Below are 22,923 nucleotides of genomic sequence, written 5' to 3'. Positions count from 1 at the left end.
GACTGATTGTTGACACAGACGAAACAAAAGTTTCTCCATAGTGTAGGTACAGTGTGACTCATGGCATAGTTCTTGGCGATGTCCACCGTGTAAATCCTTGAACACGGCACCACCACCCCGGCTGCCACCCGGCCCTCACTGGAGGTCACGCATGAAAGCTCTGCCCGTGCACAGCGGTGCGGGTGACCCAAGGATTGGGATGCGGCTGCGCAACCTCCGGCGTCGTAATCACATGACCGTGGAACAGCTGGCCGCTGCCGCAGAACTGTCCAAGGGGTTTGTCTCCCGTGTTGAGCGGGACCTCACCTCCCCCTCCGTGGACGCGCTGGTGCGACTGTGCCGGGTGCTGCGCGTGGAGGTGGGGGAAGTTTTTGCCCCCGAATCCGCCGTGGACGTGGTGCGATTGGCCGATGCCCCGGAGGTTCATCTGGGGGGAGAAGGCATCCGTGAGCAACTGGTCACTCCCTCCGGGAACCGGGCGCTGCAGATCATCCGCGCCACCGTGGCACCGGCCGGCCGCAGTGAGGACGAGCTCTACAGCATGGACTGTCGGCATGAAGCCCTGCATGTGATCACCGGTCAATTTGTGGTGAGCACCCCGGACCACAGGCTGGAACTTGCCGCCGGGGACACCGTGAGTTTCCCGGGTTCTGAGCCCCACGGGTGGGAGAACCCCGGTCCCGAACCCGCCACCGTCCTGTGGATCATGGCCACCTGAGAACCAGCAACCCGATCACAAGTCCCAGTAGCAAGGAGAATCTGATGGAACCCGAACGCGTGACCCACACCGGAGATGACGGCCGCACCCTGGTGGGCCCGGTCAATGCCGCCAAGACTCCCCGATGGGCGGGGGTGGGCACCTTTGCGCGCTTGCCGAGGACAGACCAGGTGGAACACACCGACATTGCCGTGTTGGGCATTCCGTTCGATGCGGGGGTTTCCTACCGCTCCGGGGCACGGTTTGGGCCCAACCACGTCCGGGAATCCTCCCGCCTTCTGCGCCCGTTCAATCCCGCGCAGTCTGCATCGCCCTTCACCTTGGCCCAGGTGGCCGATGCCGGGGACCTGATTGGCAACCCGTTCGAGATCACGGAGGCCATTGAATCCATTGCTGCGGGCGCCTCCCAGCTGATGGCTGACGGCACCAAACTGGTCACCATTGGGGGGGATCACACCATCGCGTTGCCGCTGCTACGTGCACATCACGCGATTCACGGGCCGGTTGCCCTGCTGCACTTTGACGCCCACCTGGACACCTGGGACACCTATTTTGGTGCCGAGTACACCCACGGAACCCCCTTCCGCCGCGCCCATGAAGAAGGTCTGATCGACCCGGAAGCCGTGATGCACGTGGGCACCCGCGGGCCGCTCTACGGGACACAAGACCTTGACGACGACGCCCGGTTCGGCTTTGGCATTGTCTCCTCCGCCGACGTCATGCGCCGCGGGGTGGACGCCGTGGTGGAGGTGCTGCGCCAGAAGGTGGGGGATCGCCCGCTCTATGTCTCCCTGGACATTGATGTGCTGGATCCAGCACACGCCCCGGGAACCGGCACGCCGGAGGCCGGCGGCATGACCAGCCGGGAGGTCTTGGAAATCCTGCGCGGTTTGCGCGGACTCAACATTGTGGGGTGTGACGTGGTGGAGGTCTCCCCCGCCTATGACCACGCGGAGCTCACTGGTATTGCCGCCGCGCATGTCACCTACGAGATGATCACCCTGCTGGCTCTGGGTGCCGACGCCGAACCGGGCAGCCCCGCCTACGGGATCACCGGCAACACCTATGGGACCCCTGCGGAGTCATGACGCCGGTACGGCCGCCCCAAGGCGCTGCATCCACCAGGCGTGGAACTCACCGATGTGGTGTTCGCTGGGGACCAGTGCGCCTCCTGCCCTGTAGGCGCGGGAGTGCATGGAAGGCTGCGTCAGTTCGCAGGCCTCAAAGTCCTGCTGATTCACACGGTGGAAGAGTTCCACTGATGCGGTGATCTCCACCTCCCCGGTCTCCACACGCTCCACCACCTCCGGCAGGAACAGCCAATCGCACACCACAGTGGTGCGCGATTCCGAGAGCGGAAACATGCGGTGGATGATCACGTGATCGGGCACGGTGTTGATGAACACCTGCGGCTTGACCGTGATGGCGTAGTACTTACGGTCTTGGTCAGGGGCAATGGAAGGTAGCTCGGTGACACCTTGGGAACCATCCACCGTGAAGCCCTTGATCTGCTCCCCAAAGGTGGCACCGTGCACCTCACCGTTCATGCGCTGGGACGCCAGGCCATCAGCGAACTCCGGGATGACTTCCGTGAGTTCGGGGTGGATGGTGGCGCAGTGGTAGCACTCCATGAAGTTCTCAATGATGAGCTTCCAGTTCGCGGCGACGTCGTAGGTCTTGGACTCACCCAACCGCAGGTTTTCGATCCCGTAATTGTCAATGGATTCAACCTCACCGAACCGGGTCTTGACCTCCCCCAGCACGGTTTCTTGGAACGACGGCGGCTGCTCACCTGCCGCTGAATCTGCCAGGCAGACCCACACATAACCCAGCCATTCCTCCACGGCAACAGGCTTCAACCCGTACTCTTGGCGGTCAACATCCGGCATGGAGGTGAGATTAGGGGCTGCAATCAGTTCCCCTTCCAGTGCGTAGGTCCAGGCGTGGTAACCACACTGCAAGGTTTTGTTCTTGCCTTCCGCCCCCGTGCACACCCGCATTCCACGATGCCTGCACACGTTGTAATACGCCTTGATCCCGGCACGGCGGGTGCGCACCACAATGATCTCTTCGCGTCCCACCGTGACGGTTTTCCACTGTCCGGGCGCATTCAGGGAGTCGGCACGCAGGACGCAGTTCCACATTTTTTCAAAGATCTCTGCCTGTTCACGCTCAAAGATCTCCGGGGACGTATAGGCGTCACCCGTCAGCGTGGGGTGCAGTGAGGAGCCGGGAGCGGGGGCATCCAAGTGGTCGATGATCAAGTGCTTCCCCAATCAGTGGATGCGGTCCCGGATGCTGCACGGTGAGCATCCGGGAGCCTGCTGAGAATCTTTGGTCAGGCCATGACCATGTGGGCCCGGCCGGAACGGATACGGCGCTGCTTGCGCCAGCGGGTGACATCACGCAGACGGTTGATGCCCAAGATGCCCACCTCTTCGCCGTCGCGCAGATAGCGCACCAGCAGATTGTGTTCCTCCGGGGTGCCCGCCAGCACCTCAACCTCATTGGCCAGGTGAATCCGCCCCGCGCCCTGAATGCGCAGATCGAATTGATCTGACCAGAAGTAGGGCTCCTGAAGCGCCACTTCATCCGCACCCGTGAGCGCTGCAGCCACCACCGCTGCTTCTTCCACGGCCTCCTGCCAATGTCCCACGGGACGCAAGCCACTGGAATGGGAGGCCCACTGGGCGCAGTCGCCTGCGGCATACACCCCGGGAATCACGGTGGCACCGGAGTCATCGCAGAGCACCGCATGGGTATCGGCGGTGAAGGTCAGTTGGGAGTTGACCAGCCACTCCGTTCGGGGCTTGGCTCCGATGGCGCAGATGACAATGTCGCCCGTGAGCACGGTGCCATCTGCCAGGAGCACCTGATGTCCATCCACCCCGGAACGCACAGCCTGAGCGCGGGCCGGCGGCGCCATCCGGATGCCGCGCTCCTGCAGCGCGGAACCGATGGCTTGCCCTACCGGTAGACCCAGCCGGCGAGCGCCCGGGAACTGTTCGGAGGCGGCAACTGTGACTGAGGCGGCCCCGCGTTGGATGCACGTGGCGGCTGCCTCCAGGGCCAGGAATCCACCTCCCACCACCACAATGTCCGCGTCACTGAGAGTGGCATCCCGCAGGGCAAGTGCGTGTTCCATGTCCCGCAGAACGTAGGGTTCAACGTGGGGGATGGTGGCATCCGGCGCGGCGGGCAGAGTCAGCGCGGAGGCGCCGGTGGTGATCACAATGGCATCACCGGCGTGGAACTGGCCGTCCGCGGTGTAGATGCCCAGGGGCTCTCTGTACTGCTCCTCTGGAAACTGCGGATCTGATGTTGTCCGGGCTGACCCGGAGAGGCCAACCACCTCCACGCCGCTGACCCAGGTGACATCCAACGGATCTTCCGGGTCATCCAGGTGGAGATCTTCTTCCGTGACGGCGCCGGTCAAGTAGGCCTTGCTCAGGGCCGGGCGGTCATAGGCCGGGCGGTTCTCTTCACCAAAGATGGTGATGGGGCCGGTGTGCCCGTGGCCGCGCACACCGCGGGCCACGTGGTACCCGGCCAGCCCAGCTCCCACGATCAGGAGGTGGCCATCGGCCGGCAGAGCAGGTGCTGCCGTGTTCGCCGGCGCGTTCGTCAGGCCAGGATTACTGGCCAGCCCGGCGTCATTCGGCCGCTCAGCGTCACATGTCAGTCCTGCGCCACTGGTCAGGTTGGTGCTGTGTTCGGTCATGCCGTCACCCCCGGAGGCAAGTTGGGTGCGTCCTGAGAAAGCTCGATCAGGACGTCGTCGCCATCAATGACCACACCGTGAACCCGGACGCCGCGCTTGGCCGGCGGCTGATCCACTTCCCCTGTTGTCAGGGAAAAAGTGCTTTCGTGCAGCGGGCATTCCACCCGACAGTCCTCCACCCAGCCAGCCGCCAGAGAGGCGTCCTGATGGGTGCAGGTGTCATCCAGCGCGTGAACAGTTCCTTCTTCGGTCAGGAACACGGCAATGGGCGGGGACACCGAATCAATGCGCAGCCCTTCACCGGGAGTCAGGTCCTGAAGGGAGCAAGCTCTGAAACTCACTTGCGATCACCAACCATTCGTACCTATGTTGCTTTATGTGCAACAGTGGTCACATCCCACAACACGCGGGATAAGGAAAGTATGACCGACCGCATGCAGTGCGCGTCAATAGGTTCAGGGCAAGTGATGGGAAATTTAATGACGGAGAAACAAGACCAAACCACCATCCAGTCCGTGGATCGAGCTGCGCGAATCCTTGAGATTCTGGGTGAAGAAGCCCCCTTGAGCATCAGCGAGATCGCCCGCCGCCTCGGTGTCCACCGCTCCACGGCACTTCGCCTGTTGGCAACACTGGAGACACACAATCTGGTGGAGCAGGTGGCCGCACGCGGCTCCTACCAACTGGGATTTGCCCTCTTGCACCTGGCCAACTCGGTGACCCACCGCATCGACTTTGCCCGGGACGCCCAAATCTGCTGTGACACCGTGGCCGCCCACCTCAATGAGACCGTGAATGTGGCCGTGATGGATGAGGGCTACGCCATGACCATCACCCAGACCACGGGCAACCGCATGGTGGGACTCACCAGGCAGTACGTGGGCCAGCGCGGGCCGCTGCACGCCACGTCCACCGGCAAGATGCTGCTGGCACACGCCGACCCCTCCGCCTTGGAGCAACTTCTGGAACGGGGACTGGAGGGATTCACCAGCATGACCATCACGGACCCGGAGGTGTTGCGTTCGGAGTTGGAGGCGCTGCGGGAACGCGACTGGGCGTCATCGGTAGCCGAATGGGAGGAGGGAATCAACGCCTTGGCGGTACCCGTGCGCAACGCCGATGGGCGCGTGGTGGCAGCGTTGGCCGTCAACGCACCCGCCTTCAGACTGCCTGAATCCAGTTTTGCGGACGTGGCGGAAGTCCTCCACCACCACACCCCGTTCCTGGAATCCCGCCTCAGCCTTGAAACCTCCGTGGCCGGCTCTCCCCGGGCCATGTTGCCGGCGCACTAAATCCCCGTTTTGCACAGTTTTTACCTACCCAATGTGAGTCATCTATTGCTCACAGCGCACCCGGATTCGTACTGTAGTTGCACAATGCACCATACCGTTGCATAGTCTGCAACACATGCGCTGTGGAGGTGTTCTCATGACAGAACTCCAAACGGGGGCTGACTCCCGCGTGGTGATCATCGGCCTGGGTGTGGTGGGGGCCGCCCTGGCGGATGAGCTGGTCCTACGGGGGTGGCGCAATGTCACCGTGGTTGAACAGGGGCCGCTCTACGTCACCGGTGGTTCCAGTTCCCATGCCCCCGGGTTCGTGTTCCAAACCTCTCCCAACCGCACCATGTGTCAGCTGGCTCAGCGCACCCTGGACAAGCTGGATGGGCTGCAGATCAATGGCGACTGGGTGATGAAGCGCGTGGGCGGCTTGGAAATCGCCACCACTGAAGAGCGCCTGCAAGAACTGCAACGCCGTCATGGCCTGGCTCAGGCTTGGGGGGTGCCGTCCAGCCTGGTCAGTTCGCAAGAAGTGGCTCAGTTGTGGCCAGGACTGGATGTCTCCCGGGTGTTGGGGGGATTTCACACCCCCACAGATGCCGTGGTCAAGGGAGTCCGCGCCGTCGAGTTCCAAGCCCGCCGTGCCCAGGAGGGTGGGGCCACCATCCTGGCGAACACCGAGGTCACGGGCCTGCAGTACGACGACGGCCGCGTCACCGGGGTACAGGTCCGTGCCGTGAAGCCCGCCGCGGAGCAATCGGTCTCGGCAACCCCGGAGCCCACACCTTCCAACACACCGGGATCTTCCCCATCCGGTCAGCCCGGTCAGGATCAGCCGGAGGATGCCACCACGGTGATCCCGGCGGACGTCGTCGTTGCCTGCGCCGGACTGTGGGGACCCAAGATGGCGCGGGAGATGCTGGGAGTCGACATCCCCATGCTGCCCGTGGAGCACGGTTTCGGATTCAGCACGCCGGTGGCTTCCCTGGCTGACATGGATGCAGCCACGGAAGTGGTCAAACCCATGCTGCGCCACCAGGACCATGCCATGTACTTACGTGAGTGGGACAACCGGATGGCCATCGGGGCCTACGAACATCGCCCACTGCCCGTGGCGGATGCGCAGATTGCCAGTGCCCAGAGCTTTGCGGCCACGGGAACTCACCCCGCAATTCACGAGTTCACCCGGGAGGACTTTGACCCCACCTGGCGTGAGGCCCAAGACCTCCTACCGGAACTGCGTGGCAGCCAACTGGATGAGGCCCTGTGCTTCAACGGAATTTTCTCCTTCACCCCGGACGGCGGCCCTCTACTGGGACCGGTTCCGGGCGCACCCGGGCTGTGGATGGCCCAAGCCGTCTGGGTCACCCAGTCCGCCGGCGTGGGTCAGGTGATGGCTGAGTGGATCACCACCGGGGACCCCGGGATCGACACCCACAGCGTGGAGCTCACGCGGTTTGACCCCGCCATCACCTCCCAGCAATGGGCTCGTGAGCAAGGTGAAGAGTCCTACGACGAGGTCTACGACATCGTCCACCCCAAAGCCACCACCCTGCGCATGCGCGGTCTGCGGACCTCCCCGTTCCACGACCGGCAACGTGCGGCAGGAGCGCAGTTTGCGGTGGCCAACGGGTGGGAACGCCCGCTGTGGTACCAGAGCAACCAAGACCACGGGCAACCCATGCTGGGGGATCAGCCCCTCCCCGAACGCGACCCCTGGGCTGCCAAACATTGGAGTCCCCTGGCAGCGGTGGAGGCACACGGGCTGCGCAATTCCGTGGGGCTGGTGGACATGACGTCGCTACCCAGGCTGCGATTGTCCGGAATCGGCAAACCGGGGCGCAACGCCACACAGTTCCTCAACTCCCTGGCCGACGACGGTCTGCTGAGCCGTCCCGTGGGCAAAACCCCCGGCAGTGTGGTCTACGCGCTGATCCTCAATGCCTCCGGAGGCATCCTCTCTGACATCACCATTGCCCGAATCGGTCCGGACACCTATCACATTGGCGTCAACGGCCATCAAGACCAGGCCTGGCTCCACGGGCGCATGCGTGAACGCGGGGCGGACCTGGATCTCATGGATGTCACCTCCGGACACTGCGGTCTGGGCCTGTGGGGACCCAATGCACGGCGAACCTTGGAACAGCTGGTGGACACGGACATCAGCAATGAAGCGTTCCGGTTCTACCGCTGCGGTCAACTCAGCATTGCGGGGGTCTCCACCCTGGCGCTGCGCCTGAGCTACGTGGGTGAACTGGGGTGGGAGCTCTACGCCCCGGCTGAGTTCGGTGGCTACCTGTGGGATCAGATCATGGCCGCAGGTGAGCCGCACAACATTCTCCCCGTGGGGCGCCGCGCCTTTGAAAGCATGCGTCTGGAAAAGGGCTTCCGCCTATGGGGTGCGGACATGGACCGTAGCCATACCCCGGAAGCAGCCGGACTTGGCTTTGCGGTCAAGGGGGTTGCCGCCGAACAGATGGCCGCCCGCGGTGAGCCAGAAAAAGTCCTGGTGTGCCTTCTACTCCATGACCCGTCTGCGGTGGTGCTGGGCCATGAGCCCGTCTACGCAGCCGGATCGGAAGCCCAAGGCCCCGCACTGGGATACGTGACCAGCGCGGATCAGGGCTACACCATTGGCCAATCCATCGCTTATGCCTGGTTGCCTGCGGCCCTCAGCGCAACGGGCACGGAAGTGGAGATTGCCTATTTTGGCACCCGCCACCCCGCAACTGTGACGGCGGAACCGCTGCTGGATCCAACTGCGGAGCGGATGCGCAGCTGAAACTGCCTGTTGTGTCCGCAGTGATTACCCCTTGACCGGTGCAGTCACTGCGGGCACGCTGGTGCTCGCGTGTGCACGGCCAACATCCGGGCAGCGCTCAAAGCCCCTACAACGGATCGAGATGACCCCCGATGCCTGGCCCTGACACCCATTCCGCCCTCACCCCGGGTTTTGCCACACGGTCCGAAGAGTTCCGCCCTTCACCTGTTCGAGCCGTCTTTGAGACGGCCTTGGACCCTTCGGTGGTCTCCCTGGCGGGCGGCAACCCGGATTTGAGTACTTTGCCGGGGGGCTCGGTGGCCCACCTTGCGTCGTCGTTGTTGGCCGAGCGCGGACCTGAGATTCTGCAGTACGGCTCCGGGGCTGGGACTGAATCCCTGCGCGCCCTGGTGGTTGGCCTGATGGCGCGGCGCGGCTCCACGGTCACCGAGGCTGAGGTGCAGCCGTTGGCCGGCTCCCAGGCCGGGCTGGATCTGGTGACCAAGCTCTACTGCAACCCCGGGGACGTGGTTGTGGCGGAAGGCCCTACGTACGTGGGTGCCCTGGGGGTGTTCGGCAGTTATGAAGTTGAGGTGCGCCACGTGGACATTGATGCCCACGGCCTGGACCCGGAGGCCGTGGCTGCGGCCCTGGATGCAGCGCAAGCGGAGGGGCGGCGGGTGCCGTTCGTCTACACCGTGCCCACCTACCAGAACCCGACGGGCGTCACGTTGTCCCAGGAACGACGTCGCGCGCTGGTGGAGGTGTGTGCCCAACGCGGCGTGATGATCATTGAGGATGACCCCTACGGGCTGCTCGGTTTTGACCGGGCTGCAGGCCCGGTTGCCACGCTGCATTCCATGGCCCCGGAGCAGGTGATCCACCTGGGTAGCGCTTCCAAGATCTTTTCCCCGGGTTTGCGTGTGGGATGGGCGGTGGCGCCGACCGAGGTTCGCGCCCGCATGCAGATCGCAGCGGAAGCGGTGCTGATCCACCCTTCGGTGCTGTCCCAGGAGTTGGCGGTGGCCTGGCTGGGCTCTGCGCAGTGGGGACCGGTCTTGGATCAAACGGTGGAGCTCTACCACCAGCGGGCCAAGGCCACCACGGCAGCTTTGCAGGAGCATCTGGGAGACCGCGCGGAGTGGACCGATCCCACGGGTGGTTTCTTCACCTGGGTGCGCTTTCCCGGGGTGGACCTGGGCGACGTCTTGCGGCGCGGGATCGCCGAAGGTGTGGTGGTGGTCCCCGGTGCGGCCTGTTACGCAGATGGGCGCCGCTCGGATGCGGTGCGCTTGGCCTACTCAGGGGTGGCCCCGGACCGGGTGGCGGAGGGTATCCGCCGCTTGGCCCGCGCCGTCTAACTCCGCCGAAAACATGGTTTGCCTCAATTTTTCGGCTTGAAATTGGGGCAAACCATGTTTTCGGCGGAGGGTAGCGTGGGATGTGTCCCTGGTCCCGCTTCTAGCCACTGGAGAATTGCACATGAGTACAGATCAACCCTTACCGCGCGGCATCAACCACATTGGCATCACCGTGCCGGATCTGGATGACGCCACCAGATTTCTCCGGGAGGGCCTGGGCGCCAAGGTCGCGTATGACGGCCTCACGCTCGACGACGAACCGCGTTGCGGCGCCCAGACCGAGCAACAGTTGGGACTGCCATCCGGCGCCAAAATCAGGCGTCAGCGGATGATCGTGGCCGGAACCGGGCCTTCTCTGGAAGTCTTTGAGATCGAGGCCGACCACGCACCAGCTGCCGGGCTGGCCGACTACGGATTGAACCACCTGGCGTTCTACGTGGATGACATCCAAGGTTCGCTGGAGCGGCTGGTGGCCGCAGGCGGACGGGCCTTGTCCGAGGTGCATGGCAACAGCCGCTATGAGGATTCGCCGGGCAACGGCAGCGTGTACGTGCTGGCGCCGTGGGGCACCATCATCGAACTGCAGACCATCCCGAATGGCCACTACTACCCGGAAGACAGCGAAGCAGAGGTCTGGACTCCCCCGGCACAGTCCTGAACTGCCTATCTCCGACAGCTTGAAATCATGGGGTACGTACGGCATTGAGGCGGAAACCGTACGTGCCCCATGACCTCGGCGCAGAGGGCTCAAAGCCTGCTCAGGAACCCCCGGTGGAACGTGGTGTCCCCCGTCAGTTCCGGGTGAAAAGACAGCGCCATGGCCGGGCCCTTACCCACCGCCACCACGGGGCCTTCCCCATCCGGAGAAGTCCCACGCCGGGCCAGAACCTGCACGCCGTCGTCCGCGCAGATCACTTCCGGGGCCCGGATGAAGGCGGCGCTGACCGGCCCGAACACGGATTCCAGTACCTCCGTGGCCGAGTCCAACTGCCGCCCAAAGGCGTTGCGCCGTACGGTCACCGGCAACACTCCCAGCGACTCCTGCGCCGGGGCAGGGTCCACAATCTGCTCGGCCAGCAGAATCATCCCCGCGCAGGTCCCGAGCACCGGTAGCCCGTTGCCCAGCATCTCCCGCAGCGACTCCCGCATGCCAAATCGCCTGAGCAACCGGTCCACAGTGCTGGATTCCCCACCGGGCAGCACCAACCCGTCCAACGACGACGACCTCAGCGCACCTTCCGTACGCACCGGAACCACCCGAGCCCCCAACCCCGTGAGCATGGCCGTGTGTTCGGCCACCCCACCCTGGAGCGCCAAGACACCTACCGTAGGAGCCGTCACCACCCGCGCTCAGCCAGCCGATGCGGGGCAGGAAGATCGGCAACATTGATTCCCACCATGGCTTCCCCGAGCCCGCGGGAGGCTGCGGCAACCGCAGCGGGATCGTCGTACTGCGCGGTGGCGGCCACAATGGCTTCTGCGCGCTGCGCCGGGTTGCCGGACTTGAAGATTCCGGAGCCCACGAACACGCCGTCGGCACCGAGCTGCATCATCATGGCGACATCTGCCGGGGTGGCCACACCGCCGGCGGTGAACAGCACCACCGGCAGTTTTCCAGTCTCGGCCACCTCCCGGACGATGTCGTACGGAGCCTGCAGTTCCTTGGCGGCCACGAACAGCTCGTCCGGGTTGGCCCGGAACGTGGCCTGGAGGTCGGCGATCTGTTTACGGATGGTGCGGATGTGCTTGGTGGCCTCTGAAACGTCTCCGGTGCCGGCCTCTCCCTTGGAGCGGATCATGGCCGCACCCTCCGCCAAACGGCGCAGCGCCTCCCCCAGATTGGTGGCACCGCATACAAACGGGACGGTGAAGGGGTGCTTGTCAATATGATTGACGTAGTCAGCGGGGCTGAGCACCTCGGATTCGTCAATGTAATCCACACCAAGTTCCTGCAGAACCTGCGCCTCCACAAAGTGCCCAATACGCGCCTTGGCCATGACGGGGATGGAGACAGATTCAATGATCTGGTCAATCAAGTCGGGGTCCGACATACGCGCCACACCACCTTGCGCACGAATATCCGCAGGTACCCGCTCCAGTGCCATCACCGCGACGGCGCCCGCATCCTCCGCAATGCGTGCCTGTTCGGCGGTGACAACGTCCATGATCACCCCACCCTTGAGCATTTCGGCCAGGCCGCGCTTGACCAGCGGGGAACCGGTGGTGGACGTTGGATGTGTTGCGTTCTCAGTCATGTGGAGCATCCTTCCCGCACGCACTGGACCATCACAAGATCCATTTTGCACTAGTTGGAGTAGACCAGTTGTTGATGGTTCAGCCACAATGAGCTGCATGACGGCGCGCACTCTGACCGACTTGATCGTGACCCTGGATCGCACAGATCCCCGGTCCCTGCCGGTCCAATTGGCGGACGGAATTCGGGCGCAGATCACTCGTGGCACGCTGGGCCCCGGCGACGCCGTACCATCCACCCGCCATTTGGCGCAGCGCCTGGGAATCTCCCGGGGTACAGCTGTCGCGGCCTTTGACCAGCTGCTTGCCGAAGGCTACCTACAGGCCCAACAGGGCAAACCCACCACGGTGCACCCCGGCCTGGAACGCATCCACCCGCACCGCTCGGAAACGCCACCATCAGCCCCCACACCGACTCACCACCCCGGAACTACGACGACACCGCACCAACTCGTCGCTGATCTTCGCCCGGGGCAGCCGGATTCCTCTCGCGTGGCTGGGTCCGCCTGGCGAGCAGCCTGGCGTCACGCAGCCGCTCAGAACGTGGAGCCCTCCGGGGACCCGCAGGGACTTCCGTCCCTGCGCGCCGCAGTCGCCGAACATTTACGCCTGATGCGCGCCCTGCCCGTGACTCCGGAATCCGTCATCGTCACGGCCGGAGCTCGTGAAGGGCTGACCCTCTTGTTGGCTGCCGCTGCCCAACGCAATGGGCGCAGCCACCTCCGCGTCGGTCTGGAATCACCGGGGCACCCCGGACTGCGCGATGTGCCTGGTGCTCACGGACACTCAGTGGTCCCTTGTTCTGTAGATCAACAGGGACTTCGAGTAGACCTGTTACCGGTGGGACAGGATGCCCCGGACGTTTTGATCGTGACCCCCAGCCACCAGTACCCATTAGGCGGCTCCCTGACCCTGGAACGCCGCCTGGAACTACTGGAATGGGCCAAGCGCTGGGACGTCTTGGTGGTGGAGGACGATTTCGACTCCGAACTTCGTTATGTGGGCGCACCCCTACCCACCCTGTCAGCGCTGGACACCACCGGCCAGCAGGTGGCCCTACTGGGCACATTCTCCACCGTGCTGACTCCAGCCTTGGCCACAGGCTACGTGGCCGTCCCCGAAAACTTGCGGGGCGGCGTCGTTGAATTGCGCACCACGCTGGGAACCCCGGTGGCTGCGGTGACTCAGTTTGCCGTGGCCCACCTCCTGACCTCCGGGCACGTCCGCCGCCATACGCAACGGATGCGCACGGCGTACAGTCGGCGCCGGGACACGGTGCAGGCAGCGTTTGGTCAGACCTCGTGCGCTCGGTTGGTTCCCATGCACGGCGGGATTGACGCCGTGATTCACACCGAGCTTTCGGAGGACCTGGTGGTCCAACGCTGCGCTGCAGCGGGGTTACGAGTGGGGCGGCAGTCGAATTATTGGGCGTGGGAATCGTCCAGCAGCAGTGAAACTGTCAGCGCGGATGGACCGCACGGAATTGTGGTCGGTTTTGCCCAGGCTGATGACAATCAACTCCGCAATGTATTGCCCAAACTCCTGGCCGCATGCACCCCTGATCAGCCGTAAGGTGCGCCTCACGGCTGTGCCGCCCAGCGACCCCAGCCGGCCCGGACCAGGCCCGCTTCAGGGGCAACCGATCCGCGCCCACTGGCACCGCCGTACCTGCTGCGGATTCCCGCGTTGGGCCACCACGCCAGCCACCAAGGCGTCAATTTCCTCCCGCCACCTGGCAATGGACGGTGCGGTGGAGCGGGGAAGCAGTCCGCCGTGACGGAGGTTCAAACACTGTTCGACGTCGCCCGTCACCACAGCTTGACGCAATCGCCCCAGGTCAGATTGAACGTGCGTGGGATCAGCCCACCGATAGGGGCCAGCGGCAATGCGCGGCCCCAGAATGCGACGGAGACGGTGGACTTCCGTGCGAACTGTCACGGCATTGCCGTCGAATCCATACACCTCAATGGCTAATTCCTCAGCACTCCAACCGCCCGGACGCTGCTCCAGGAGGGCCAAAATTTCCGCGGCACGAGTCCCGATTTTCCGCCAGGCGCCATCCACCCGCACGGCGGGTTGCTCCGCCAGGAGTCGCAATTCCACAACATCAGAGGTGTGTTCCCCTTCAGTGCTGCAATCCCAGCGGGCCATCAGCAGGCGCGCCGCCAGTTGCACCAAACGGGCAGTGTCCCGGGTTGTGGTGCCAACCGGTGCAGACACGTCAAGCACCCCGGCCAGTTGACCGCTGCTCGGGTGATGCACCGGAACGCTCAGGCAATCCCAGGCGGCATGACTGTGTGCAAAGTGATGTTCCCCTTGCACTATGGCGGCACCGCCCGTCACAAGAGTTTGCCCAATGGCATTGGTCCCTACATCGTTGTCAGCCCACCTGGCACCTTCGTAGAACCCAATGCCATCGGCGCGGCTGAGCGCCTTCTTGGACCCATCACGCCACAGCACCGTGCCGGAAGGGTCGGTGAGGATCAGAAGACGGGCGGCGTCGTCGTGCATACCCAACATTTGGCTGAGCATGGGTCCGGCGGAGGCCAACGGTGACTGGCGGCGCAGTTCCTGCACACGGTCTGGTTCGCTCAATGGGCCCGGACCAACCATCTCCGGACGCAAGCCGATACTGCGGCAGCGTGCCCAAGATTCGCGCACCGCAGCAGGCACAGTCGCTGAACCCAAAACCATCCCCTTTGCAACGGATTTGCAACCCCTCTGGCATCACAATAGTGACCCACACCACATCTGACACGTTCAGCGAACCCACTACGTGCAGACACAGCGAATCCGAGATCAGAAGGCCCCGATGACACGCACTCCCGAGCAATGGCTCCAAGAATTCAACGCCGCCTTAGCCGCCGAGAACGCCACTGAGGCAGTCGAGCTGTTTGAGGCTGAGGGCTTCTGGCGCGACTTTGTGGCCCTGACCTGGAATCTCAGGACTGCAGAGGGCCGGGAACAGATTTTGGACCTACTCACGGCCACCATCCCCGCCACCCACCCGCGCAACTTTTCCCTGGCGGAGGAACCCACGGTCACGGGGGACGACGCCGAAGCTTGGCTGAACTTTGAAACTGACGCCGGCCGCGGCTGGGCACATCTGCGGCTGCGCAACGGGGTGGCTTACACACTGCTGACCACCCTGCAGGAGCTCAAAGGTTTTGAGGAACGCAAGGGCCCGCGGCGCGACCAAGGCGTGGTGCATGAAATTGTGCAGGAACGTCAGACCTGGCTGGAGAAACGACAGGACCGTGAAGCCCGGTTGGGATACCAGGAGCAGCCGTACGTGGTGATCGTGGGTGGCGGCCAAGGCGGTATCGGTCTGGCAGCCCGGCTGGGGCGGTTGAACGTGCCCACAATTGTTGTGGACAAACACCCCAAGCCGGGGGACGCTTGGCGCAATCGTTACAAATCCCTCCACCTGCACGATCCCGTCTGGTACGACCACATGCCTTATTTGCCGTTCCCTGACGACTGGCCCGTGTTTCCCGCAAAGGACAAAGTAGCGGACTGGTTACTGCATTATGCGGACATCATGGAGCTGAATTATTGGGGCAGTACGGAATGCACCTCCGCAACCTGGGATGCCGAGACCGAAACCTGGGTTGTAGAGGTGAACCGTGCGGGTGAACCCGTCCGGTTACGTCCCACGCACTTGGTTTTTGCTCTGGGTGTTTCTGGCTATCCGCAAATCCCCGAGTTCCCGGGGCAGGATGTATTTGCCGGAGACCAGCACCATTCCTCCGCCCATCCCGGCGGTGAGACGTATCGAGGCAAGAAAGCAGTGGTGATCGGTTCCAACAACTCCGCGCATGACATTTGTGCTGACCTGTGGGCCCACGGGGCAGAGGTCACCATGGTTCAGCGATCTTCCACTCACATTGCACCCAGTGCCGCCCTGATGAAATTGGCGCTGGGTTCCTTGTACTCAGAGGAAGCCTTGGCCAACGGTGTGACCACGGAGAAAGCGGACATGTTGTTCGCCTCACTGCCCTACCGGATTCTTCCGGAGGCACAGATCCCGATTTACGAACTCATGAAGGAAGAGAACCAGGAGTTCTATCAAGCGCTGGAGGATGCTGGATTCAAGCTGGATTTCGGCGAAGATGGTTCCGGTTTATTTGTGAAGTATCTGCGGCGAGGTTCTGGCTATTACATTGATGTGGGCGCGTCTCAGTTGGTCATTGACGGCCGGGTTAAATTGGCCACGGGTCAGGTGGATCACCTCACCAAGGAATCAGTGGTGCTGGCAGATGACACAGAACTACCTGCAGACCTTGTGGTTTATGCCACCGGCTACGGTTCCATGAACCAGTGGTTGGCCGATCTGGTGTCACAGGATGTGGCCGACCGAGTGGGTAAGTGCTGGGGCATGGGATCAGAGACCACGCGTGATCCCGGGCCGTGGGAAGGCGAACTGCGCAATATGTGGAAGCCCACCAACGTGGACAACCTCTGGATTCACGGTGGCAACCTTCACCAATCCCGCCACTATTCCAAATACCTGTCCTTGCAGTTGAAAGCGCGCATGGAGGGATTGGAAACCCCTGTCTACAAACTCCAAGAGTCCCACCACCCAAGCTAACTCCCCTCCGCCGAAAACATGGTTTGACCCAATTTCAGGGCCAAATTTCTCGCCAAACCATGTTTTCGGCGGAGTTGGAGGGAGGGGAGGGGTCAGCACTCCACTACGTTCACGCCCACACTCACAGCCAGGCCCCCACGGGCCGTCTCCTTGTACTTCTCGGACATGTCCGCACCGGTGGCCCGCATGGTCTGCACCACCTGGTCCAAACTCACGTGCGTGGGACCGTCCTCGAACAGGGCCATCCGCGCAGCATTCACAGCCGTCACCGCGGCAATCGCGTTGCGCTCAATACACGGCACCTGCACCAGACCACCCACCGGATCGCAAGTCAACCCCAGGTGGTGTTCCATGGCGATTTCGGCAGCGTTCTCCACCTGTTCAGCCGTCCCGCCCATCACCTGGGCCAGTCCGGCCGCAGCCATGGACGACGCCGACCCCACCTCACCCTGGCACCCCACCTCCGCACCCGAGATGGACGCCTGTTCCTTGATGAGCGCCCCTACTGCGCCGGCCGCCAACAGGTAGTCGGCCACGATCTCTGCCCGGGGCCGGGCATCATGGCCCCGGGCTGCCGCGGTGTAGTGGGTGGCGTAAAACATCACGGCCGGCACAATGCCTGCCGCACCGTTGGTGGGCGCGGTGACAATCCGCCCGCCGGAGGCGTTTTCCTCGTTGACCGTCAGCGCCACCAGGTTGACCCATTCCACCCAGTACTGGGGGTCGAACGTGGTGTCCATGGCTTTCAGGCGCGCGTACCAGTCCGGTGCACGACGCCGCACCGCCAGTCCCCCGGGCAGACACCCCGTCCGGCGGAGATTGGAGTTCTTGGATTCCTCCATCACCGCTGCGATCTGCGCCAACCCGTCCAGCACCTCTTGCCGTGATCGGCGCGCGCACTCGTTGGCCATGGCCAGTTCGGCAACGGTCAGCCCATGTTCAGCGCACAGGGCCATGAGCTGATCCGCTGTGCGGTAGGGATAGGGCAGTTCAACGTTGTCATCATCAGCCATGGGATCGGCACCATCTGGCGGGTCCACCACCACAAAACCGCCGCCGCATGAGTACGCCGTGCGCTCGGCCAACAGTTGACCGTCACCGTCAAAAGCGCGGAACAACATGCCGTTGGGGTGATACGGCAGCAGTGTGAGAGGCCGTTGGACAATGTCACTTTCGTGGAAATCCAACTCCACCGGGCCCGGGGAGTTCTCCACCGCGCCACCCAGCAGTAGCGGGGCGCCCGATTCCAGAGCAGCGCGGCGTTCATCAATGGTTTCCGGGGACACTTCCTCCGGGCGGTGTCCCTCCAACCCGAGCAGCACCGCCGTGAACGTCCCGTGCCCCTGCCCGGTGGAGGCCAGGGAACCATACAGGTCCACCCCCACCGAACTCACCTGAGCCAGCTGCCCGTCCGCCACCAGGTCGGCAACAAAATCAGCTGCGGCCCGCATGGGGCCCACGGTGTGGGAGGACGATGGCCCCACTCCGATGCTGAACAGGTCAAAAACACTGACCACCATGGCGGATGGCCTAGGCATCGTCGTCCTGCGCGGCGGCGTATTCCTCCGGGGTCAGCAACTCCCCTTCAGCCTCCACGTCCACGGTGAACAACCAGGCGGAGCCGTAGGGGTCCGAGTTCAGCGTGGCGGGGTCATCCACCACGGACTCGTTGACTTCCACCACGGTGCCGGTCACTGGCGAGTAAATCTCCGAGACGGACTTGGTGGACTCCACCTCTCCGCAGACTTCACCCGCGGTCACGGTGGCGCCGGCCTCCGGGAGGTCCACATAAACGACGTCGCCCAGGGCGTCCACAGCAATCTGGGACAGGCCGATCTTGGCGGGGCTGGCTGAATCCACCCATTCGTGTTCGGCGGAGTAGCGGTAGTCCTTGTTGACCTTGTCGATGGCACTCATGGATGGGGTCCTTTCGGTTCATGGCTTCTGATGGAAAGCCGCTGGCTGGTTGGAGAGGTGGTCGTCCGCGGGTGCGGCAACCACATTCAGCGTTGTCGCTTGTAAAACGGAAGTTCCACCACGGTGAACGGCGTGGCTTTACCGCGCAGGTCAACAGCCAGCTCGGTACCCACCTGCGCCAGATCCGGCCGCACAAAGGCCAAGGCAATGGCGTGTCCCAGGGTGGGGCTGGGCGCACCGGAGGTTACCTCCCCCACCACTTCACCTTCGTGCACCACTTGGTAGCCCGGCCGCGCTGCACGCTTGGTGTCATTGGCCAGCCCCACCAGTTTGTGCGCCGGGCCACTGTCCTTGATGGCAGCCAGAGCCCCGCGCCCCACAAACGATTCCTTGGTTTTCAGAGCCACCACCGGACCAAGACCCGCGCTGTAGGGGTCGATCTGTTCGGAGAGTTCATGCCCGTGCAGCGGCATGCCCGCCTCCAAACGCAGCGAATCCCGGGAGGCCAAACCACACGGCACCAGCCCGTGGGACTCACCGGCTGCCTCCAACACGGACCACAATCGTTCGGCAGCCCCGGGATCAGATTCCACATCCACGTAGATCTCAAACCCGTCCTCACCGGTGTAGCCGGTGCGCGCCAGTTTGACGGGCAACTCACCGTCCGGGGTATGCACGACGACGTCCACGATCGCGTAATACCGCAGGTCACGAACATTCTGGGTGCTTTCCGGGGTGACAACCTCCACCAAGAGGTCTTCCGCAGCCGGACCCTGCACTGCAATCAGAGCTGTAGTTTCCGTGCGGTCAGTGATGGTGACATCGAATACTTGACCGCTGGGCGTCGTCGTTCGCGCCTGGAGAGCCGCGAGCGCTGCGGGAGTGTTGGCCGCGTTGGGCACCACCAGGAAATCATCCTGGCCCAGGCGGTAGGTGATCAGATCGTCGATCACGCCGCCCTGCTCATTGCACAGAAGGGAGTACTTGGCCTTGCCGATCTCAATAGCAGACAACCGACCCACCAGCGCGTGGTCCAGGAAAGCTGCGGCATCCGGACCGGTCACGGAGACTTCTCCCATGTGGGAGAGATCAAAGATGCCCGCTGCCTCCCGGACGGCCCTGTGCTCGGCAACATCCGATCCGTAGCGCAACGGCATCCACCAGCCGCCGAAATCGGTGAAGGAGGCGCCCAAACGCTCGTGGACCGAGGTCAGGGGGGTGGGCTTGGAGTGTTCGGTGCTCATCGCGGGGTCTGCTCCTTGGTGTTGGTGGTGGCCTCGCGGTTTTCGCTGGCGGCGGCTTCTGCGCCGTCAGCAGGTTGCGCGGAATCGGCGGGCGCGGCGACGTCGTCGTGCTCCCGGGAATCTGCAAAAGCCTCCGGCGGTGGGCAGGAGCACACCAGGTTGCGGTCCCCATGGGCACCGTCAATGCGGCCCACCGGGGGGAAGTACTTGTCCACGCGCAGACTGGGCAGTGGGAAGGCCGCTTGCTCGCGGGTGTAGGCACGGTCCCAGGCGTCCGCAGCCAGAACTGACGCGGTGTGCGGAGCGTGGCGCAACACGGAATCCGCCGCTGCAACCTCACCGTTGGCCACGGCTTCGATCTCCGCGCGAATGGCGATCATGGTGTCCACAAACCGGTCCAGCTCCGCCAGATCTTCCGATTCGGTGGGTTCCACCATCAACGTGCCGCTGACCGGGAAGGACTCGGTGGGGGCGTGAAAGCCATAGTCGATCAACCGCTTGGACACATCAGCCACCGTGATCCCGGAGCGGGCCGTGAGCTTGCGGAAGTCCAGAATGCACTCGTGGGCCACCAAGCCGTTGTCTCCCGTGTAAAGCACCGGGAAATGATCGTTGAGCCGCTTGGTCAGGTAGTTGGCATTGAGCAGCGCCACCGACGACGCCCGGGTCAGCCCGTCCCCACCCATCAGGGCCAAGTAGGCCCAGGAAATCGGCAGTACACCCGTGGAACCCCATCGGGTGCTGGACACCGGCAGGCCGCGACCCACGGAGGCGGCATCCGCAGCGGTGTCTCCCGTGGAATCTGCACCGCCCACGGTGGGGCGCCCCGGGTCCCCGGCCAGGGGGTCGCCCGGCAGGAACGGCACCAGGTGCTCGGCCACGGCAACCGGGCCCACACCCGGCCCACCACCACCGTGTGGGATGCAGAACGTCTTGTGCAGGTTCAGGTGGGAGACATCCCCGCCGAATTTGCCCGGCTGAGCCAGACCCACCATGGCGTTGAGGTTGGCCCCGTCCACGTACACCTGTCCACCGGCGGCGTGGACCGTTTCACACACCTGGCGGACCTCTGACTCAAACACCCCGTGAGTTGAGGGGTAGGTGATCATGATTGCCGCCACGCGACCATCGTTCTCCGCAATGGCCTTGTCCAGATCGGCGGGGTCAATGGTGCCATCTGCGGCGGTCTTGACCACGCGCACGCGCAGGCCCGCCAGCACCGCGGAGGCCGCATTGGTGCCGTGGGCGGAAGCCGGGATCAAACACATGTCCCGCTGATCGTCACCGCGGGAGATGTGCCACCGGCGAATGGCCAGCAGTCCGGCCAGTTCACCCTGGGAACCTGCATTGGGCTGCACGGAGACCTTGGCGTAACCGGTGATCTCAGCCAGCCGGTCTTCCAGGTCCGTGACCAACTGCTGCCAGCCCTGCATCCGCTCGGCCGGGGAGTACGGGTGCACGTCCGCGAACTCGGGCCAGGTGATGGCAGCCATCTCCACCGCCGCATTGAGCTTCATGGTGCAGGAGCCCAGCGGGATCATGGTCCGGTCCAAGGCAAGGTCACGGTCCGCCAGACGCCGTAACCAGCGCATCATCTGAGTTTCCGACCGGTATGAATGGAAGTTCGGGTGGGTCAGGAATTCGCTGGTTCGAGCCAGTTCTGCCGGAATCTGCGCGGCCGTGAGTTCCACCTGCGCGGAGGGCACGCCAAAGGCTTCCAGTACCGCGGCCACATGTTCAGCCGTGGTCTTCTCATCCGTGGAGACACCCACGTGGTCGTCATCCACGCGGCGCAGATCAATGCCGTGTTCGGCTGCCGCCGCCAGAACTTCATCCGCGCGGCCGGGAACGTGAGCCACCACGGTGTCAAAGAACTGCTCGGCCACAAGCTCGATCCCGGCCGCTTTGAGCGCCTTCGCAAGCGCCCGGGCGTAGCCGTGAACTCGCTCGGCAATGGCCGTCAGTCCTTCCGGGCCGTGGTAGGCGGCGTAGCATGCCGCGGCCTCAGCTAACAGCGCTTGAGCGGTGCAGATGTTGGAGGTGGCCTTCTCCCGGCGAATGTGCTGTTCGCGGGTCTGAAGGGCAAGGCGGTAGGCGGGGCGGCCGGCGTCGTCGTGACTCACGCCCACCAAACGCCCGGGCATGGAGCGCTGCAAACCTTCGGACACGGCCATGTAGGCGGCATGCGGCCCGCCGGCGAACAGGGGCACACCAAATCGCTGGGAGGTGCCCACTGCAATGTCCGCCCCCATTTCCCCGGGGGACTTCACCACAGTCAGCGCCAGGAGGTCCGCCACCACGGTGACCAGCGCGTTGTTCTGGTGAGCCCAGCCGATCAACTCGGTCCAGTTGTGCAAGCGCCCGGAGGCCCCGGAAAGCTGCACGATCATCCCGGCAATGGGCTCGTTGATCTCAGGCGCTCCGGCCGTCAGGTCAACAATGCGCAGGTCCATACCCACGGCGCGCGCACGGCCAGGCAGTAGCGCCAACGACTGCGGGAAAAGATCCTGGTCCACCAGGATCACACCGTTTTTGGCCTTCCGGTTGGCCCGCGCCATCAACAGCGCAGCTTCGGCCACCGCGGAGGCTTCATCCAGTAGGGACGCATTGGCAATCGGCAGTCCGGTGAGGTCCTGGATCATGGTCTGGTAGGTCAGCAGAAGTTCCAGCCGCCCCTGGGAAATCTCAGGTTGATAGGGCGTGTAAGCCGTGTACCAGGCCGGGCTCTCCAGCAAGTTGCGGGAGATGGCGGGCGGGGTGATGGTGCCGTAGAAACCCTGACCGATCATGGGGGTACCGGGCTGGTTACGGTCCGCGATCTTGCGCAATTCCGTGAGAACCTGCGCCTCCGTGAGTGCTGCCGGGAGGTTCAGATCACCCTCCTGGCGGATGCTGGCCGGAATTGCCTGATCCACCAGTTCTTCCAGGGAGGTCACGCCAACTTCAGCAAGCAAACGGTGGAACTCAGCCGCCCGAGGGCCAATGTGCCGATCCACAAACGCGTGCTCATCGGCACCGAACGGGGTGGCTTGTTGCGGGCCTGACAAACTCATACGGGACTCCTGATTCCTGGGACG

The 22,923-nt window shown here is 63.8% G+C and carries 18 protein-coding genes; 8 read left to right on the top strand and 10 right to left on the bottom strand.

Annotated features, from left to right (window positions below):
• Nucleotides 1-151 precede the first annotated feature (151 nt).
• Together Q4G32_RS09005 and speB are read left to right on the top strand one after the other, a co-directional pair.
• Nucleotides 152-718, top strand: a complete 567-nt coding sequence (locus tag Q4G32_RS09005) for a helix-turn-helix domain-containing protein (RefSeq protein WP_303350806.1) — start codon at nucleotides 152-154, stop codon at nucleotides 716-718.
• 44 nt (nucleotides 719-762) lie between these two features.
• Nucleotides 763-1,806, top strand: coding sequence for an agmatinase (speB, locus tag Q4G32_RS09000; RefSeq protein WP_303350804.1), 1,044 nt, complete (start codon nucleotides 763-765; stop codon nucleotides 1,804-1,806).
• Here speB and Q4G32_RS08995 read toward each other — a convergent pair.
• The 3 genes from Q4G32_RS08995 to Q4G32_RS08985 all read right to left on the bottom strand — a co-directional run bounded on the left by Q4G32_RS08995 (nucleotide 1,801) and on the right by Q4G32_RS08985 (nucleotide 4,780).
• Complete coding sequence (locus Q4G32_RS08995) at nucleotides 1,801-2,982, bottom strand: aromatic ring-hydroxylating oxygenase subunit alpha (RefSeq protein WP_303350802.1); 1,182 nt, start codon at nucleotides 2,980-2,982, stop codon at nucleotides 1,801-1,803. The genes speB and Q4G32_RS08995 overlap by 6 nt on opposite strands.
• Before the next feature lie 74 nt (nucleotides 2,983-3,056).
• Nucleotides 3,057-4,439: an NAD(P)/FAD-dependent oxidoreductase gene (locus tag Q4G32_RS08990; RefSeq protein WP_303350800.1), complete on the bottom strand. Its 1,383-nt coding sequence runs from the start codon at nucleotides 4,437-4,439 to the stop codon at nucleotides 3,057-3,059.
• The gene (locus Q4G32_RS08985) at nucleotides 4,436-4,780 is read right to left on the bottom strand and encodes a bifunctional 3-phenylpropionate/cinnamic acid dioxygenase ferredoxin subunit (RefSeq protein WP_303350798.1); all 345 of its coding nucleotides are present in this window, start codon (nucleotides 4,778-4,780) and stop codon (nucleotides 4,436-4,438) included. The genes Q4G32_RS08990 and Q4G32_RS08985 overlap by 4 nt, the downstream gene beginning before the upstream one ends.
• A 138-nt stretch (nucleotides 4,781-4,918) precedes the next feature.
• Between Q4G32_RS08985 and Q4G32_RS08980 the strand changes: the two genes are divergently transcribed.
• From Q4G32_RS08980 to Q4G32_RS08965, 4 genes are all read left to right on the top strand, one after another.
• Nucleotides 4,919-5,731, top strand: a complete 813-nt coding sequence (locus tag Q4G32_RS08980; protein WP_303350796.1) for an IclR family transcriptional regulator — start codon at nucleotides 4,919-4,921, stop codon at nucleotides 5,729-5,731.
• 136 nt (nucleotides 5,732-5,867) lie between these two features.
• A complete protein-coding gene (locus Q4G32_RS08975) occupies nucleotides 5,868-8,501 on the top strand; it encodes a GcvT family protein (protein ID WP_303350795.1) in 2,634 nt (877 codons plus the stop codon).
• Between the two features lie 131 nt (nucleotides 8,502-8,632).
• Nucleotides 8,633-9,841, top strand: coding sequence for an aminotransferase-like domain-containing protein (locus tag Q4G32_RS08970; RefSeq protein WP_303350793.1), 1,209 nt, complete (start codon nucleotides 8,633-8,635; stop codon nucleotides 9,839-9,841).
• Nucleotides 9,842-9,962: 121 nt separating this feature from the next.
• Nucleotides 9,963-10,499: a VOC family protein gene (locus Q4G32_RS08965; protein ID WP_303350791.1), complete on the top strand. Its 537-nt coding sequence runs from the start codon at nucleotides 9,963-9,965 to the stop codon at nucleotides 10,497-10,499.
• A gap of 89 nt (nucleotides 10,500-10,588) precedes the next feature.
• On the opposite strand, the gene pdxT is transcribed toward Q4G32_RS08965, so the two are convergent.
• Both pdxT and pdxS read right to left on the bottom strand, forming a co-directional pair.
• Nucleotides 10,589-11,158: a pyridoxal 5'-phosphate synthase glutaminase subunit PdxT gene (gene pdxT / locus Q4G32_RS08960; protein WP_368660383.1), complete on the bottom strand. Its 570-nt coding sequence runs from the start codon at nucleotides 11,156-11,158 to the stop codon at nucleotides 10,589-10,591.
• Nucleotides 11,159-11,178: 20 nt separating this feature from the next.
• Complete coding sequence (gene pdxS / locus Q4G32_RS08955; protein ID WP_303350789.1) at nucleotides 11,179-12,096, bottom strand: pyridoxal 5'-phosphate synthase lyase subunit PdxS; 918 nt, start codon at nucleotides 12,094-12,096, stop codon at nucleotides 11,179-11,181.
• A gap of 97 nt (nucleotides 12,097-12,193) precedes the next feature.
• On the opposite strand from pdxS, the gene pdxR reads away from it, so the two are divergent.
• The gene (pdxR, locus tag Q4G32_RS08950) at nucleotides 12,194-13,666 is read left to right on the top strand and encodes a MocR-like pyridoxine biosynthesis transcription factor PdxR (RefSeq protein ID WP_303350787.1); all 1,473 of its coding nucleotides are present in this window, start codon (nucleotides 12,194-12,196) and stop codon (nucleotides 13,664-13,666) included.
• 57 nt (nucleotides 13,667-13,723) lie between these two features.
• Here the strand turns inward: pdxR and Q4G32_RS08945 are convergent, their stop codons facing one another.
• Nucleotides 13,724-14,689, bottom strand: a complete 966-nt coding sequence (locus Q4G32_RS08945; protein WP_303350785.1) for a helix-turn-helix domain-containing protein — start codon at nucleotides 14,687-14,689, stop codon at nucleotides 13,724-13,726.
• Between the two features lie 217 nt (nucleotides 14,690-14,906).
• Here Q4G32_RS08945 and Q4G32_RS08940 point away from each other — a divergent pair, with 217 nt between their 5' ends.
• Nucleotides 14,907-16,685, top strand: a complete 1,779-nt coding sequence (locus Q4G32_RS08940; RefSeq protein ID WP_303350784.1) for a flavin-containing monooxygenase — start codon at nucleotides 14,907-14,909, stop codon at nucleotides 16,683-16,685.
• A gap of 92 nt (nucleotides 16,686-16,777) precedes the next feature.
• Here the strand turns inward: Q4G32_RS08940 and Q4G32_RS08935 are convergent, their stop codons facing one another.
• From Q4G32_RS08935 to gcvP, 4 genes are all read right to left on the bottom strand, one after another.
• On the bottom strand, nucleotides 16,778-18,205 hold the full coding sequence (locus Q4G32_RS08935) for an L-serine ammonia-lyase (RefSeq protein WP_303350917.1): 1,428 nt from the start codon (nucleotides 18,203-18,205) through the stop codon (nucleotides 16,778-16,780).
• A gap of 10 nt (nucleotides 18,206-18,215) precedes the next feature.
• On the bottom strand, nucleotides 18,216-18,593 hold the full coding sequence (gcvH, locus tag Q4G32_RS08930; RefSeq protein ID WP_303350916.1) for a glycine cleavage system protein GcvH: 378 nt from the start codon (nucleotides 18,591-18,593) through the stop codon (nucleotides 18,216-18,218).
• 95 nt (nucleotides 18,594-18,688) lie between these two features.
• Nucleotides 18,689-19,846: a glycine cleavage system aminomethyltransferase GcvT gene (gene gcvT / locus Q4G32_RS08925; RefSeq protein WP_303350783.1), complete on the bottom strand. Its 1,158-nt coding sequence runs from the start codon at nucleotides 19,844-19,846 to the stop codon at nucleotides 18,689-18,691.
• The gene (gcvP, locus tag Q4G32_RS08920; protein ID WP_303350782.1) at nucleotides 19,843-22,899 is read right to left on the bottom strand and encodes an aminomethyl-transferring glycine dehydrogenase; all 3,057 of its coding nucleotides are present in this window, start codon (nucleotides 22,897-22,899) and stop codon (nucleotides 19,843-19,845) included. Before gcvP ends, gcvT begins: the two co-directional genes overlap by 4 nt.
• Between the last annotated feature and the right edge of the window lie 24 nt (nucleotides 22,900-22,923).

It is taken from the genome of Kocuria sp. (genome assembly GCF_030538595.1).
Lineage (GTDB): Bacteria > Actinomycetota > Actinomycetes > Actinomycetales > Micrococcaceae > Kocuria.
The sequence above is the reverse complement of the archived record's forward strand: the minus strand, read 5'-3'. Positions and strand labels throughout refer to the sequence as shown.